This window comes from Paenibacillus alvei DSM 29 (assembly GCF_000293805.1).
In the GTDB taxonomy this organism is placed as follows: Bacteria; Bacillota; Bacilli; order Paenibacillales; family Paenibacillaceae; genus Paenibacillus_B; species Paenibacillus_B alvei.
In genome coordinates this window covers 841,647-856,345 of sequence record NZ_AMBZ01000002.1, presented here as the reverse complement: position 1 = coordinate 856,345, position 14,699 = coordinate 841,647, and the positions used below count along the sequence as shown (strand labels likewise).

Below are 14,699 nucleotides of genomic sequence, written 5' to 3'. Positions count from 1 at the left end.
ACGCTTACTTCGCTGTATTCCATTGATCATAGGCTTTTTGATAAATCTCAACGATCTTATCAGCACCCATTTTCTTCAGGGTCTCTACGTATTTATCCCAGTTCGCCAGAGATTCTTGGCCTGTCACGAACTTCGCTTCCATTTGCTCTACATACTTATCGAGATCGGAGCGCATGCTGCTCACTTGCTGCTGATCTGCTTCAGACAAGTATACGCTTGGGAATGGAACCTTTGCGATTGGGATAATCTTCTCATCGGTTTCTTTCTTCAGCCACTTCTCGAAGTCGCCTTGGAAACCGCGACCCACTTCTTCACTAGCCAGCTTCGGAACAATCGTACCATAGTCCGGTGTCAGCTTTGCACGGTATTCCTCACGATCGCCGCCCCCTGGTACTGGCAGCCATTTTTTCGTATGATCGTCCTTGTTCACATATTCCCACAGTATGCCCTCTGGGCCAAAGCTAAGCAATTCTGATCCTTCTACCGAGTACAAGTAATCAATCCAACGGATTGTTGCTTCTGGATTCTTGTTCTTATTCGTAATGGCAAATGCGCCTGTAATCAAGCCAGGGTGCTTCGCAGCTACCGGCTCGGACATTTCGCTCTTTACTGGTGCATACATTGGATCTGTCATGCTAGGCTCTCCGCCCAATGTAAAGTAGGCATGGTAGTCAGAGAACAATCCGATTTGATTGTTTTTCCCTTTCGCCTTCTTCTGCTCATCCGTTTGCGAGAATGTTTCCTTATCCAGCAAGTCTTCGTTCCACAGCTTGTTCAAGAATGTCAGGTAGCCTTTGTAGCCTTCTTCCATTGGCGTGTAGTGTACTTTGTTCGCTTTGTCAGCATAGATAACCTCATTATAGATGCCCCAAGAGCCAAGCAGCCACATACGAATGTCGTTCAATTTTACCGAGGCCAATGGCACTTCATCCTGCTTGCCGTTGCCATTCGGATCTTCTTCCTTAACACGCTTCAAGTACGTGTACAGCTCATCAATTGTCGATGGTACCTTCTCAATGCCAAGCTTCTTCAGGAACTTGCCGTTATACCAGAGCGGACCACGATACCAGCCTGCATCCAAATCAATGTTCGGCAAGGAGTAGATATGTCCATCCGGTGTTGTAATCGACTTACGAATATCAGGGTGATCATTCAAAATCTTGGTCAAGTTAGGTGCATACTGTTCTAGGAGTCCTTCCAGCGGAATCAAGGCACCTTGTGCGCCATAGTTTACTTCATCCGCAGTCTTTAGCTGACCAGAGAAAAATACATCCGGGTATTCTCCACTTGCGAATACCAGGTTGCGTTTCGTATCGAAGCTGTCGAGCGGCGCATTCTGAAATTCGAATTTAACCCCTGTCTTCTCCTCCATCTTCTTGAAGAAGTCCATGTCCTTCCAGTTTTGAATGCCGACATCCTGGCCCATCATCGTCAAGGTAATTGACTCTTTAACAATTGGATAGCCTTCCTTGTTCAAGTTCTCTACATTGCCTTGGCCCGCCTCTGCCGCAGGCTTATCCGAAGATGAACCGCATCCTGCGAGCATTGTGAAGATCAAGCTCATAGACAACAGCAGCGCACATGTTTTTTTCCATTTCTGCATGGCGATGATCCTCCCTTTGATGATTCGTATAATGTCCTTCTTTATAATAAACAAAGGCGTTGGCACCTTCGATTATTACCGTTGAAGCATTCAACCCTGTAACAAGCCACATCCGACGTACTTACATGAATCTTATATAGAGGCATACAATCAATACTCAATAATAATCAGCCTTTGACAGAACCGATCATAACACCTTGCACGAAATACCGTTGCAAGAACGGATACACAACGATGACAGGCAAGGTCGATACGATAATGACAGAGTATTTCACCAGAGCTGCAATTTCTGCCTTGTTGTTCAGCGCAGCAGCTACTGAGCTGCTTACCGCTGCTCCTGTAGTCTCTGCCGACATCTCTTGGAGAACCAAAATTTGACGCAGGATCATTTGCAACGGATATTTCACTTCGTCATTCAAGTAAATCAAGGCCCCAAAGTAACTGTTCCAGTGTCCTACTCCATAAAAGAGCGCCATAACCGCAATAATTGGAGCCGACAACGGCAATATAATGCGCAGGAACAACCGCAAATTCGTGCAGCCATCGATGCTCGCCGCTTCTTGGAGCTCCTTAGGTATCGTAGATTGGAAGAACGTGCGTGCAACGATTATGTTCCATACAGACGCTGCACCCGGCAGGATTAAGGCCCACATGCTGTTGATAAGCCCCAGTTCCTTAATGAGGAGATAGCCAGGAACCAGACCACCGCCGAAAAACATCGTGAATAAGAACATCCCCATAAAGAAGCCGCGACCGATAAAGTCAGAACGACTCAATGCATATGCCGCCGGTAGCGTTACAAAAAGATTCACACAAGTCCCGACAACCGTATAAAGAATCGTATTTGCATAACCGTTCCAAATCTTTGAGTTCTCGAACACTCTGGCATACCCTTCGAATGTGATACCTTTAGGGAATAGCCACATTTCGCCTGATGCTACATACTTCGGATCACTGATCGACGCACTCAAGATATACAAAACTGGATAAAGCACCAGGATTAGCGCAATCGTCAAATAGATATAGTTACATACGATGAATATTTTATCCGCTCTCGTTTCTTTCACTGCAGCAGCTGCCATGTGCTGTTCTCCTCCTTCCTACCACAAGCTGTTTTCACTCGTGCGACGTGCGATTTGGTTAACTACAATGAGCAAAATAGCGTTCACGATTGAGTTGAACAAGCCAATCGCTGTAGAGAAGCTATATTGCGCATCGACTAGACCAGATCGATACACGAAGGTGGAAATAACGTCGGACGCTTCTTTGTTGAGCGGGTTTTGCAAAAGCAAGATCTTTTCAAATCCGACACCAAGAATGCTGCCCATGTTCAAAATGAGCAAAATCGTAATTGTCGGCACAATTGCCGGAATGTTAATATGCAAAATACGCTGGAATCGACTTGCACCGTCCACGATGGCTGCTTCATGCAGCTGCGGATCAACGCCCGATAAGGCTGCCAAATAAATGATCGTACCCCAACCTGTGCCCTGCCAAACACCAGACAAGACATACATCGTCTTAAACCAGGCTGGATCGGTTAAGAATGCAGCCGGCTCAAACCCAAAGAATTTAATAATATGAATGATAATACCAGTTGAAGGAGACAGGAACGTAATAATAATACCTGCCATTACGACAACGGAAATGAAATGCGGCGCATAGGTTACGGTTTGAACCGTCCGCTTGAATACCCCATCCTTAATCTCATTGAAGGCAAGCGCCAATATAATCGGCAGCGGGAAGCCTACCGCCAGCTCATACAAGCTGATGCTCAGCGTATTCCAAAGCAAATCCCAGAAGTAATAAGAATTGAAGAAACGTTCGAAATGGTCAAATCCAACCCATGGGCTCCCCATAATCCCTTTCGCTGGGATAAAGTTTTTGAAAGCGATTTGAATTCCGTACATCGGGCCGTAATGGAAAATGAGGAAGTACAAAAATGCAGGAGCAATAAATAAATACAACTCCCAATTCTGAAGCATCTTCTTCCACGTCGGTTTCTTCTTATTTGGAACCACGTTCATTGAAAGGGCACTCTGTCCATTTCCTTGCATCGTGTCCACTCCCTCCTTTCAAAGGATGGCATGATTGGCATCGCCGATGCTGCACATGATTTTGACATGTCGCGCATTAACGATGGACGAAGCCGTGCTAGCGCTTTCATGAGATAATTGTAGGCATCCTTTACCAATAACGTAAATATGTCGTTTCCGCATTGTCGTTACATATCCTTTACAACCGCGCCATTGTGCGGTTTTTTGAACTCATCGCCTAGCCCGCAGTCACTCCAGTTGCCGCAAAATTGGTTAAATTTGATGTTGCCGATCACACACCAAATCTTACACATTGTCAGGAAAAACATGCCGTAAAACACCTCTTACAACTCTGGTAGATGAAAATAATGACTGGTTGACCGAACCAACTATTGCTTAAAGTGAGGCGCTATTGTATGATAGTTCTATAATTATCGAACTTATATTTGTGATGAAAGGAGCAAGATTCAATTGTCTACCTATCTTCTTGTTCACGGAGCTTGGGATGGCGGTTTTGTATGGAAGGAGGTAGCTGCTTTCCTCCGGCAAGCTGGCCATGACGTATACACTCCCTCACTTACCGGGCTTGGGGAACGGACGCACTTGGCACGTCCCGAAATTGACTTAGATACATTCATTCAGGATATTGTAGGGGTCATTACCTACGAGCAACTGGAAGATGTCATTCTTGTCGGTCATAGCTTCTCTGGCATGGTCATCACAGGGACGGCCGAACAGGTTCCTGATCGAATCAAGCACCTTGTGTATGTAGATGCTATGGTGCCGCGTCATGGTGAATCGGTATCAACGTTATCTGCCCCATTTCTGGACACCCCCTATAACGACACGCCAGATGACAATACACCGGAATTTATTGCACCGCGTGACCCATCAGATCCGCTAAAATCGCCAATGCCGACTCGTGCTTATATGCAGAAGATCTCTATTTCTAATGGGCATGCTGCACAAATCCCCCGTACTTACATAGAACCGCTGGACAATCCAGATAGCTGGCCGATGACCGCTTTCTTCCGTGCAATGGCATTACGGGCGCGAGAAGCTGGATGGCGTCATTTGAGCATCGAACAAGGAGGACATTGGCTCATGAAGACACAGCCTAAGCAATTGTCCAAGCTGCTAATAGACATATAAATGCAAAAAAGCCCCTGATCTACAACAGATCAGGGGCTTTCTCTTATCATTTTAGATATGCTTGATTATCTTCCGCTCTTCAATTCCGTCCACATGCGGTCATACAACTGCAGATGTTTACCGACATCGCCAAGCCACTCCGTACGAGTCAGCTCGTCGTCAGACAAATTGATCATTTTGTTATCCAAATACTCTTTGCTATGGAACTCTTTCGCCTTCGTCACAGGGTTGCTGTAGCCGATGGACTCATAGTTCTTTGCGCTGTTCTCTGGATCAAGCATGAAGTTGATGAATTTCTGTGCCAATTCCTTATTTTTAGAGCCCTTTGGAATTGCGTAGTTGTCCGAGAAGATCGTGCTTCCTGTCTTCGGAATCATGAATGCAACATCCGGATTTTCTCCATGAATGACAGAAGCGTCGCCAGACCATACTGTGCCAATCCAGCCTTCTTCCGCAATCATCTTCTGCTTGATGTTGTCAGTATCAAACGCAAGCACGTTCGGCACTAGCTTACGCAAATCATCAACAGCTGCGTTAATATCAGCTTCATTTTCAGAGCTGTTCGACTTGCCCGCCTTCTTCAGCGCCATTCCGATGATTTCACGGTTGTCATCCAGAAGGAGTACCTTTCCTTTGTACTCATCCTTCCACAAATCCGCCCAATCGGTTGGAGCTTGCTTCACATATTTTGTGTTATAGGCAATGCCTGTAACACCCCATGTATATACGATGGAATACTTGTTGCCGGGATCAAATTCAGGGTTTTTGAAACGATCCGTGACGTATTGGAAATTCGGAATTTGATTTAAATCAAGTGGCTCCAGCAAATCTTGCTTAATCATGCTAGCCACCATGTAGTCGGACGGTTGAATTAAATCATAATTCGCGCCGCCGGCTTTCAACTTCGCCAGCAGTTCCTCGTTGTTGGCAAAAATCGCATAGTTAACTTTTACGTTATTCTCCGATTCGAATTTCTTGATCATATCCATATCGAAGTTATCTGCCCAGCTATACAAATTCAATGTTTGCTCCGGCTTAGAAGAGCAACCTGCCAGCGCAGTAAGTGCCAACATCCCGGCCAATACGACCGCGAACCATTTCTTTTTGTTCAATTCTTGTAACCCCTCTCTGATCCTGCAAAAGATCCTTAGAATGTATTAATATGATTCAAATTCACATGCTTACATCTGATAAGCGGTGAATTAGAACGGCAGCATAGAGCTTTTCTTTTCTCCGTTGCCACGGTTCAGCAACCATTGTGCAAGTACGATTAGCACGACGCTAAATATAATCATCAACGTACATAAGGCGTTGATTTCTGGAGAAATTCCCCGTTTTACCAAGCCGTAAATGTAGATCGGCAAGGTCGTTGAGTTCGGCCCGGCAACAAAGAAACTGATCATAAAGTCGTCTATCGACAGTGTGAACGCCATGATTGCTCCGGCAAGCACGCCTGGCCATATCGAAGGTAGCGTAACATGGCGGAATGTCTGCCATGGTGTAGCACCAAGATCAGATGCTGCTTCTTCAAGTTGCTTGCCCATGTTGGCAAGTCTGGAAGCAACAATGACATATACGTACGAAATACTGAACGTTATATGTGCAATGATAACCGTCATTTTGCCCAGCTCAATTTTAAACTGGCTGAATAATACCAATAGGGACAAGCCCATAATGATATCCGGCACAATGATTGGCAAGTATAATAGGCCTATTACCCCTTGCTTGCGTCGGGAAGCCATACGGCGAAGTGCTATCGCCGCCAACGTGCCAAGTACGGTTGATATGACGGTAGATATCAATGCGATCGACAAGCTGTTGCTCAACGCCTCCATTACTTGCCGATTATCGAACAAAGAGCTGTACCATTTGAACGTGAATCCGCTCCAATTCGAATTAATGCGCGAATTGTTGAACGAGTACGCAATAATCAAAAATACTGGGACATAAATAAACAGAATTAACAGTATCGAATGGAGCGCAAGCAGCGGATGCTGCTTCTTTTTGCTTGCCACCTTCATGCCCCCGCCTCCTTCGATGCTTCATATTTGGAGCGGAGTGCCCGGTTGAACAGACCGATGATGATCAATGAACTGATCACGAACACGACTGACAGCGCGGAACCGAATGGCCAGTCGCGCGCACCTAGGAACTGATTCTGTATAATATTACTGAGCATTTGCGCCTTAGCGCCGCCCAGAATGTCTGTTACCACGAACATACCCGCCGTTGTTACGAAGACAAGCACGCTGCCTGTCATCATGCCAGACTTCGTCTGAGGCAACGTAATATGCAAGAACGATTTCCACTTTGTAGCACCCAAGTCGCTGGATGCTTCAAGCAATCGTTTATCCATTTGCTCCAATGATACATAAATCGGAAGCACCATATACGGAATGAACGTATAAACCATTCCAAGGAGCACTGCACCCTTGGTATAAAGCATTTGCAGAGGCTCCGCTATCCAGCCCAAATCAAGAAGCGTTTGGTTGACGATCCCTTGCGTACGAAGCAATAGCACCCACGCATACGTCCGAATAAGGAAGTTAATCCAGAACGGAACTGTAATGAGAATGAGTAGCAGCTTCTGCTTTGCCGGGCTCGTCGTTGAAATATAATACGCAAGCGGATAGCTGAACAACAAGCAGATTATTGTTGTTAATACCGATAGCCACAGTGTATCCCAATAAATTCCCAAGTATAAGGGATCGAAAAATCGTTCATAATTGTTCAGCGTAAACGAAAAGACGATATTGCCGAGCTCGTCCCGCTGCATAAAGGACACAGCAATAACTGCAATCATCGGCACGACAAGAAATATCGTCAGCCACAATACGACCGGCGCAATGATGCCAAATGAGCGTTTCATGAGCCGATCATCACCTCATCCTGCTTATTCCAACTTACTCCGATGTGTTGGCCAATTTCCCACGTTCGCTCGTCCTTGAAGTCAAGCACAACCGATACGTTCGTTTGGTCATTATCCAAGTGAACGATCAGCTTGTGGATATTCCCCAAATAAACGATATCCTGAATAATTCCGGTACGCGGTGCACCTTCCACTTCTGCTGTCACATGAATCTTTTCTGGACGAACGGTAAAGAGGTTCTCTTCATGGAACACGTTGTTCTCTCCAACAAACGTAGCTGCAAACAACGTCTCCGGGCGTTCGTAAATATTTTTAGGAGAGTCGATCTGTTCGACACGACCATTATTCATAATCACGATCCGATCCGACATCATCATCGCTTCTTCTTGATCATGGGTTACATATACGAATGTAATTCCCAAGCTCCGCTGCAACTGTTTCAGTTCAGCCTGCAAGTTTTTGCGAAGCTGCAAATCAAGCGCGCCAAGCGGCTCGTCCAATAGAAGCACCTTCGGCTTGTTAGCAATAGCACGAGCAATCGCAACACGCTGCTGCTGTCCACCGGACAATTGATGCGGATAACGCTTCGCAAGCGCTGTAAGCTGCGTCAATCGAATTGCTTCTGCAATGCGCTCACGCTGCTCTGCCTGCGGAATTTTCTTCATTTTCAGGCCGAATTGAATGTTCTGCTCGACCGTCATATGAGGGAACAAGGCATAATGTTGAAATACAAGATTCAAATTCCGCTTGTTCGGAGGTAAGTTCGTAACATCTTCTCCATCTAGGCGGATATGGCCAGATGAAGGCTGTTCAAAGCCAGCTATCATGCGTAAAATGGTTGTCTTCCCACAACCACTCGGACCGAGCAGCGTCAAAAATTCCCCTTCGCCAATCGTAAGCGACAGAGGATGCACAACGGGTTGCCCGGCAAAATGTTTCTCCACATTTACCAGTTCAATCATTAGCATCAACCCCTTACATCGTCAGTCTGCCAATTGAGGTGGCTGTTCCTGCATGCAGCATGCCCGTCGTAATGGCAGCTGGCACGCTCTGCAGCACCACCCCAAAAGGGATGAACAAGAATGCGCGCAGTGTATAGGATACGTTCTTATTCATTAAGCAAAAAAAGCCATATCCATTGGTATGGCTTCTACGTCCCGTTCACGTTGGCGTTTTTGCATATCCAATATACATCGTTTTGTCTGACGATACAACTTATTTTAACGTAATTTCGACAAAAACATACATTTCGTTTCAACGGTTCGCCTTACTTCCACCACGGATCAGGCCATTAGGCACTTATTTGAAATATATTAATAGAAGAATACATCAGTATTCATTTCCCCTGTTACATTCTAGGGCTTTGTTCCTTAAAATACAACCCCTAATCCAACATCATCGTCACACAAAAAGGCACTATGCCATTTCTGACACAAGTGCCCCTTGGTACAACGCCATTTATTCTGATTTACTCGCCTTCTCTTTGGAAAATATGCATGGATTTAACAATAGGAGACTACACTCATAAAAGGAACATTTATACTAGATGCTTATTTCAATTGATACTGAATTTGTACCTGAGCATTCAGCTTAATAAGTCCACCCTGCAAATCTGTTGTTGCTGTATCCTTCTTCATTTCAGCTGCATTGGAAGTATCGTACATGACACGTACAGGGGACCAGTCTGCACCGGACTCCGCAATCGTAAGTGCTGCCCCTACTTCACGACCGGCAGCCTTCGCCAATGCAGACGCCTTCTTTGCTGCATGCTGTACTGCCTTCTCCAATACTTGTGCCTCATAGTCGGCACGCTTTTCGGTGTCGAATTGGATACGAGCAACTCGATTCACACCTGCATCAGTCGCGGCATCAACTAAGCTTCCTAATCGACTCAAGTCCCGGTATGTGACACGAACAGCATGCTGCGCTTGATAGCCAACAATTTGAGGCTCCTTGTTTTCTTCGTATTTATACTCTGGATTGACCGAAAAGTTTACCGTCTTCAAATCCTTCTCCTGAATGCCGTATTTTTTGGTGAGCACCTGCTTCACCTTATCATATAATGCCGCATTTTGTTTTTGTGCTTCTGCCGCTGTTTTTCCCCGTGTATCTACCGCGAGTTCTGCATAAGCCACATCAGGAGTAACTTCCAACTCGCCAACACCTGACACACTCACTGTATCCTTAATACTGAATTCGGCTGCCGCTGCCTTCACCGGTACAGGAGCTGCAACACCTGTACCTACAAGCAGCGCTCCTGTCAGCATTACTGCCATTGCCATTCTCCGCCATGCCGTTCTTCCTGCCAATTGCGTCATAACCATTCCTCCATCGCGTTATAGAATGTAAGATTGACTTGCTTCTTGCCTTCTAAACGTTGCCAAGGTAAATATTGTTGCAAATCAGCATGAAACTTTGGAATGATATTTTTCAATATATATGATAACCGCTCAATCTTTCACAATAAAAAAGAGCCTGAACGGCTCTTCTCTTAGTATCAGTCACAGCTCCGCTGCTTCCACAATGGAATGGACAATTCATCAGCTATTGATTTAGCTGTCCAATTCTTCTTTGCTTACAAGCCCGACTAAAGCGCTTACAGCCTGATCGGCGTCCGCGCCATCCGCAGTAATGGTAATCGACGTGCCGGTGCTGATTGCGAGACTCATAATACCCATGATGCTCTTAGCATTAACTTTCTTATCTTCTTTTTCAACGAAGATATCCGAAGAATATTTATTCGCTTCTTGAACGAACAAGGCTGCAGGTCTTGCGTGCAGTCCAGTCTTCAAACGTACGACAATTGGTTGTTGAGCCATGCGAATCATACCCCCTATATTCCATGTAGTTTACATTACTCAAATTTACGCTAATTTGCTCTATTTCATCACATATTAGCATTATAAACGATTTCAAGCGAGGAATAAAGTTTATCTCGCTATCCGTTGCGCAATCGTTCAGCCATCTCATCTATCTTGCGCAGTCGATGATTGACACCAGATTTACTTACTTTACCACTCAGAAGCTCGCCTACTTCCTTCAGGTTAATATCCGGGTGTGCCAATCTGACCTCCGCTACTTCCCTTAGCTTATCCGGTAGTTTCTCTAATCCAAGATGCCTCTCCAGATAACGAATATTCTCGATTTGACGAACGGCTGCACCAATCGTCTTATTCAGGTTAGCCGTTTCGCAATTGACGATCCGATTCACTGAGTTGCGCATATCCCGCATAATACGGACATCCTCAAACTTGAACAGTGCTTGGTGGGCACCAATGATATTGAGGAATTCGATGATTTTCTCGCCCTCTTTAATGTACAGGACAAAGCCTTTTTTACGTTCAATGAATCGGGTATTCAGTTGGAACTCATTCGCTAATTCAACCAATGCGCGGCAATGCTCCTCGTACATCGAGGATATTTCCAAGTGATATGATGATCCCTCTGGATTATTCACCGATCCACCTGCCATGAACGCCCCACGCAAATACGCACGTTTGCAGCAGTTATTTTCAACGATTTGCTCATTTATGCCGTCCGTGAATAAAAAACCTTCCGATACAATGTGCAAATCACGTAAAATCTCCTGCACACGCGTCGGAATGCGTACAATGTACACGTTGTTCTTTTTCAGGCGCATCTTTTTGCGGACAAGCAGCTCTGTATGAACTTGAAAATACGTTTTGACAAGTGTATAAATGCGGCGGGCGATCGCAGCATTCTCTGTAGAAATGTCCAATATTACCTTGCGGTTGGACGAGAGCTGCACAGAACCGTTCATGCGCATTAATGCAGACAGTTCCGCCTTCTCACAGCACGACTCGGATTCGATCATCGTTAATTCTTTTTTGTCTGTGCTGCAAAAGACATTGCGGCTCACCTCTTTCGTATCATCCAATTTTCCACAAGCTGATAAATATGATGACTAAGCTTATCTGCGTCATGTCGCAGATAGGTGCGGAACAGCACTAAAGAATCTGCAATTACTTGATAGCCGCGCTTCGTCACTTCTTCCATATCTAAATGTACGGCCTTCGCGCCCTGCTCGGCATATTTATCCTGAACTTGAGGCGGGATTTCACCGTTATTCACGATCACATAATCGAACAGCTGACTGCCGACATGCAACTGTACAGCCTCTAAATGATCACCGACCGAATAATTATCCGTTTCTCCCGGTTGGGTCATCACATTACATACAAATATTTTCACCGCATTAGATTCTAACACCGCCTGGGCCAGCTTTGGTACGAGCAGTGTTGGGATAATGCTGGTATAAAGACTGCCTGGGCCGATCAAAATTGCATCCGCCTGACGGAGCGCCTCCACGGCCTCAGGCAACGCATCCACCTGTTCCGGTTCTAAAAAAACACGTTTAATACGCTGCCCCGCTTGAGGAATGGAAGATTCACCGGATACAATCGACCCATCTTCCATCTCTGCCTTAAGGACAACTGCCTGATTCGCTGCTGGCAGCACGCGGCCTCGAACCGCAAGTACGCGGCTTAATTCCCGTATACCTGCCACAAAGTCGCCGGTAATGTCAGTCATTGCTGCTAGGATCAAGTTACCCAAACTATGTCCTGCCAATCCAGACCCATTCTTGAAGCGGTATTTCAACATCTCTGACAGCGAGGGCTCCACATCTGCCAACGCTGTCAGCACACTGCGTATATCTCCTGGCGGGGGCATTTGCAGCTCGCTGCGCAATATGCCGGAGCTGCCTCCATCATCCGCCACGGTAACGATTGCGGTAATATCGAGCGGCTTTTCCTTCAACCCACGCAACATGACCGACAGCCCTGTGCCGCCGCCCATAACCACAATACGCGGGTGAACTCGCTCTTCATCTTTACATGTCATAACGCCCCTCCACTAATGCCGATCTCTCTCAGCATCACGGTGACTGACACGAACAACCTCCGTGTCACTCGCACCAATTGTACGACCTAAATATTCTGCAATAGCCACTGATCGGTGCTTGCCGCCTGTGCATCCGATGCCGATGATGACCTGACCTTTCCCTTCCTTGCGATACTGCGGCATGAGAAAGTTCAGCAAATCAAGCAATTTAGTAAGGAAGGCCTGTGTTTCAGGCCATTTCATGACATAATCGTATACTTCAATATCCTGTCCAGTTCTCGGGCGAAGTTGCTCCACATAATGCGGATTTGGCAAAAAGCGTACGTCAAAAATAAGATCCGCGTCAATTGGCACGCCATATTTAAAGCCGAACGATGTCACATTCACCGACATCACGTTCTGATCGGCGTGCGTGAATCTAGCCGCAATTCGTTCCTTCAGCTGCACGGGCTTCAAATTGCTCGTATCAATGACTTGTGTCGCCCAACCCTTCAAATCTTCCAGCAGAGTGCGTTCCTGCTTAATTCCCTCAAGCGGCATGCCGCCTGGATTGAGAGGATGACGACGACGGCTCTCCTTATAACGGCGAACGAGAACAGAATCCGTTGCATCCAAGAACAATATTTCACAATGAATGGTAAAGTGATCACGAATATAATTAATCGATTCCGATAAAGCCGTGAAAAATTCCCTTCCGCGCAAATCAATGACAAGGGCTACCTTGCCGATCTTGCCCTTGGACTGCTCGATGAGTTCAGCAAACTTCGGTATAAGTACTGGTGGCAAATTATCCACGCAGAAAAATCCGATATCCTCCAAGCTTTGAACCGCAATTGTCTTCCCAGCACCAGACATTCCCGTAATGATAACCAGCTTCGCTAAAGCTGTCATCTCTGATGATTCCATCATCGTTCGTCCTCTCCTCCTTACAAGATTCGGCTACGAACGCAAGAACAAGCCTGCCGCACCGATCATACCGGCATCATTGCCTAGCTCTGCTGGCACGATGGATACGCCGCGCGTAACCGGGTCAGGTGTTAATTTCATGAATGTTTCACGAATCTGCTCAAACAGGAATTCCCCTGCCTTCGATACGCCTCCACCAATTATGAAACGCTCTGGATTCAGCGTCACTGCTACAGCAGCCATTGCTTTACCTAAGTAATAAGCTGCACGGGATACGATGCGAACTGCGACCTCGTCCCCTGCCTTCGCAGCGTCAAATACATCCTTTGCTGTGATACTCTCTACAAGGGATAAGGAAGTACGATCCCCACGTTCAACTGCATCATTGGCCATACGAATGATACCAGTAGCAGAAGATACTGTTTCCAAGCAGCCCATCTTGCCGCAGCCGCATTGGATAGCCTCCAGATCCGGGATAACCGCCATATGGCCAAGCTCTCCTGCAAGACCTGAGAATCCTTGTACAATTCTTCCATTAATAATGATGCCTCCGCCGACACCCGTTCCTAGCGTGTAGCAAACACAGTGGTCAATACCCTTGCCTGCGCCGCTCCACACCTCGCCAAGTGCGGCAACATTTGCATCATTGTCAATTTTAACTGGCTTGCCTAGACGTTCTTCCAATATGGAACGGATCGGCACATCCTTGAATCCTACGTTGGGCGCCAAAATAATAATGCCTTCCTTTACATTCGTAAATCCTGCGACTCCCGCGCCAACACCAGCCACTTGGCTCCAATCGTAAGGAGATTGTTCCACGATGAGACGAACATATTTTTCGATATTATCCATGACAGTATCCGGACCCTTAGCTACTTCAGTTGGACCCTCAAATGTATGCAAAAGCTTGCCTTCTGCATCACAGATTCCAACTTTAATGGCCGTACCGCCCAAATCGACACCCACGTAGATCTGCTCAGACATGCGTCATCCACCTTTTATATACGTAATCGAATTATGGTACTTTCAGTACCCACTATACGCGAACCCACTAGTCAGGTCAAGAGAACGGAACCTCTAGTAAAACGTTGTCAGGCCGCGCCAGAAGTGCTTACCACTCCTTCTGACAACCCAATTGATCCATACGATCCAATGCTCGCCCGCAGGCTCGTTTCTCCTCTGTTCCGCATAAATATCTGCCCGATTATTCGAAAGAAAAGAGGGAGCCCGCAGGCTCCCAACTTTCCGAAAAGTGAGTACACTTCCAGCT

14 protein-coding genes and 1 pseudogene are annotated in these 14,699 nt (G+C 46.3%); 1 reads left to right on the top strand and 14 read right to left on the bottom strand.

The genetic code is table 11. The features are described 5' to 3' along the window. Positions 1-4: 4 nt before the first annotated feature. The 3 genes from PAV_RS10320 to PAV_RS10310 form a co-directional block, all read right to left on the bottom strand. Positions 5-1,603 carry an extracellular solute-binding protein gene (locus tag PAV_RS10320; RefSeq protein ID WP_005545795.1) on the bottom strand — a complete coding sequence of 533 codons (1,599 nt, stop codon included), beginning with the start codon at positions 1,601-1,603 and terminating at the stop codon, positions 5-7. Positions 1,604-1,770: 167 nt separating this feature from the next. Then, positions 1,771-2,685 (bottom strand): carbohydrate ABC transporter permease, encoded by a 915-nt coding sequence (locus tag PAV_RS10315; protein ID WP_005545794.1) that lies wholly within the window; start codon positions 2,683-2,685, stop codon positions 1,771-1,773. A gap of 18 nt (positions 2,686-2,703) precedes the next feature. Then, on the bottom strand, positions 2,704-3,660 hold the full coding sequence (locus tag PAV_RS10310; protein ID WP_005545793.1) for an ABC transporter permease: 957 nt from the start codon (positions 3,658-3,660) through the stop codon (positions 2,704-2,706). Between the two features lie 450 nt (positions 3,661-4,110). Between PAV_RS10310 and PAV_RS10305 the strand changes: the two genes are divergently transcribed. After that, positions 4,111-4,791: an alpha/beta fold hydrolase gene (locus PAV_RS10305; RefSeq protein WP_005545791.1), complete on the top strand. Its 681-nt coding sequence runs from the start codon at positions 4,111-4,113 to the stop codon at positions 4,789-4,791. 65 nt (positions 4,792-4,856) lie between these two features. Here PAV_RS10305 and PAV_RS10300 read toward each other — a convergent pair whose 3' ends face one another. From PAV_RS10300 to PAV_RS10255, 11 genes and pseudogenes are all read right to left on the bottom strand, one after another. Then, complete coding sequence (locus tag PAV_RS10300; protein WP_005545790.1) at positions 4,857-5,903, bottom strand: ABC transporter substrate-binding protein; 1,047 nt, start codon at positions 5,901-5,903, stop codon at positions 4,857-4,859. Between the two features lie 90 nt (positions 5,904-5,993). Beyond that, a complete protein-coding gene (locus PAV_RS10295; RefSeq protein WP_005545789.1) occupies positions 5,994-6,812 on the bottom strand; it encodes an ABC transporter permease in 819 nt (272 codons plus the stop codon). Then, positions 6,809-7,660 (bottom strand): ABC transporter permease, encoded by an 852-nt coding sequence (locus PAV_RS10290; RefSeq protein WP_005545788.1) that lies wholly within the window; start codon positions 7,658-7,660, stop codon positions 6,809-6,811. Before PAV_RS10290 ends, PAV_RS10295 begins: the two co-directional genes overlap by 4 nt. Continuing rightward, positions 7,657-8,628 (bottom strand): ABC transporter ATP-binding protein, encoded by a 972-nt coding sequence (locus PAV_RS10285; RefSeq protein WP_005545786.1) that lies wholly within the window; start codon positions 8,626-8,628, stop codon positions 7,657-7,659. The genes PAV_RS10290 and PAV_RS10285 overlap by 4 nt, the downstream gene beginning before the upstream one ends. Positions 8,629-8,635: 7 nt before the next feature. Next, positions 8,636-8,776: a hypothetical protein gene (locus PAV_RS34570; protein ID WP_157266721.1), complete on the bottom strand. Its 141-nt coding sequence runs from the start codon at positions 8,774-8,776 to the stop codon at positions 8,636-8,638. 434 nt (positions 8,777-9,210) lie between these two features. After that, entirely contained in the window at positions 9,211-9,978 is a 768-nt protein-coding gene (locus PAV_RS10280; protein WP_005545784.1) for an SIMPL domain-containing protein, read from the bottom strand. Between the two features lie 234 nt (positions 9,979-10,212). Beyond that, positions 10,213-10,479 carry an HPr family phosphocarrier protein gene (locus PAV_RS10275; protein ID WP_005545782.1) on the bottom strand — a complete coding sequence of 89 codons (267 nt, stop codon included), beginning with the start codon at positions 10,477-10,479 and terminating at the stop codon, positions 10,213-10,215. A gap of 119 nt (positions 10,480-10,598) precedes the next feature. Beyond that, positions 10,599-11,530, bottom strand: a pseudogene (whiA, locus tag PAV_RS10270) (DNA-binding protein WhiA). A gap of 6 nt (positions 11,531-11,536) precedes the next feature. Further along, positions 11,537-12,523: a gluconeogenesis factor YvcK family protein gene (locus PAV_RS10265; protein WP_005545777.1), complete on the bottom strand. Its 987-nt coding sequence runs from the start codon at positions 12,521-12,523 to the stop codon at positions 11,537-11,539. Between the two features lie 12 nt (positions 12,524-12,535). Further along, positions 12,536-13,432, bottom strand: a complete 897-nt coding sequence (gene rapZ / locus PAV_RS10260; RefSeq protein WP_005545775.1) for an RNase adapter RapZ — start codon at positions 13,430-13,432, stop codon at positions 12,536-12,538. A gap of 30 nt (positions 13,433-13,462) precedes the next feature. After that, positions 13,463-14,413: an ROK family glucokinase gene (locus PAV_RS10255; protein ID WP_005545773.1), complete on the bottom strand. Its 951-nt coding sequence runs from the start codon at positions 14,411-14,413 to the stop codon at positions 13,463-13,465. Positions 14,414-14,699 lie beyond the last annotated feature (286 nt).

Bases quoted from the DNA above. Each gene is read 5' to 3' on its own strand.
- PAV_RS10315 (WP_005545794.1), bottom strand. From the start codon at position 2,685: ATGGCAGCTGCTGCAGTGAAAGAAACGAGAGCGGATAAAATATTCATC.
- PAV_RS10295 (WP_005545789.1), bottom strand. From the start codon at position 6,812: ATGAAGGTGGCAAGCAAAAAGAAGCAGCATCCGCTGCTTGCGCTCCAT.
- PAV_RS10275 (WP_005545782.1), bottom strand. From the start codon at position 10,479: ATGGCTCAACAACCAATTGTCGTACGTTTGAAGACTGGACTGCACGCA.
- PAV_RS10290 (WP_005545788.1), bottom strand. From the start codon at position 7,660: ATGAAACGCTCATTTGGCATCATTGCGCCGGTCGTATTGTGGCTGACG.
- PAV_RS10265 (WP_005545777.1), bottom strand. From the start codon at position 12,523: ATGACATGTAAAGATGAAGAGCGAGTTCACCCGCGTATTGTGGTTATG.
- PAV_RS10310 (WP_005545793.1), bottom strand. From the start codon at position 3,660: ATGCAAGGAAATGGACAGAGTGCCCTTTCAATGAACGTGGTTCCAAAT.
- PAV_RS10320 (WP_005545795.1), bottom strand. From the start codon at position 1,603: ATGCAGAAATGGAAAAAAACATGTGCGCTGCTGTTGTCTATGAGCTTG.
- PAV_RS10285 (WP_005545786.1), bottom strand. From the start codon at position 8,628: ATGCTAATGATTGAACTGGTAAATGTGGAGAAACATTTTGCCGGGCAA.
- PAV_RS34570 (WP_157266721.1), bottom strand. From the start codon at position 8,776: ATGAATAAGAACGTATCCTATACACTGCGCGCATTCTTGTTCATCCCT.
- rapZ (WP_005545775.1), bottom strand. From the start codon at position 13,432: ATGATGGAATCATCAGAGATGACAGCTTTAGCGAAGCTGGTTATCATT.
- PAV_RS10255 (WP_005545773.1), bottom strand. From the start codon at position 14,413: ATGTCTGAGCAGATCTACGTGGGTGTCGATTTGGGCGGTACGGCCATT.
- PAV_RS10280 (WP_005545784.1), bottom strand. From the start codon at position 9,978: ATGACGCAATTGGCAGGAAGAACGGCATGGCGGAGAATGGCAATGGCA.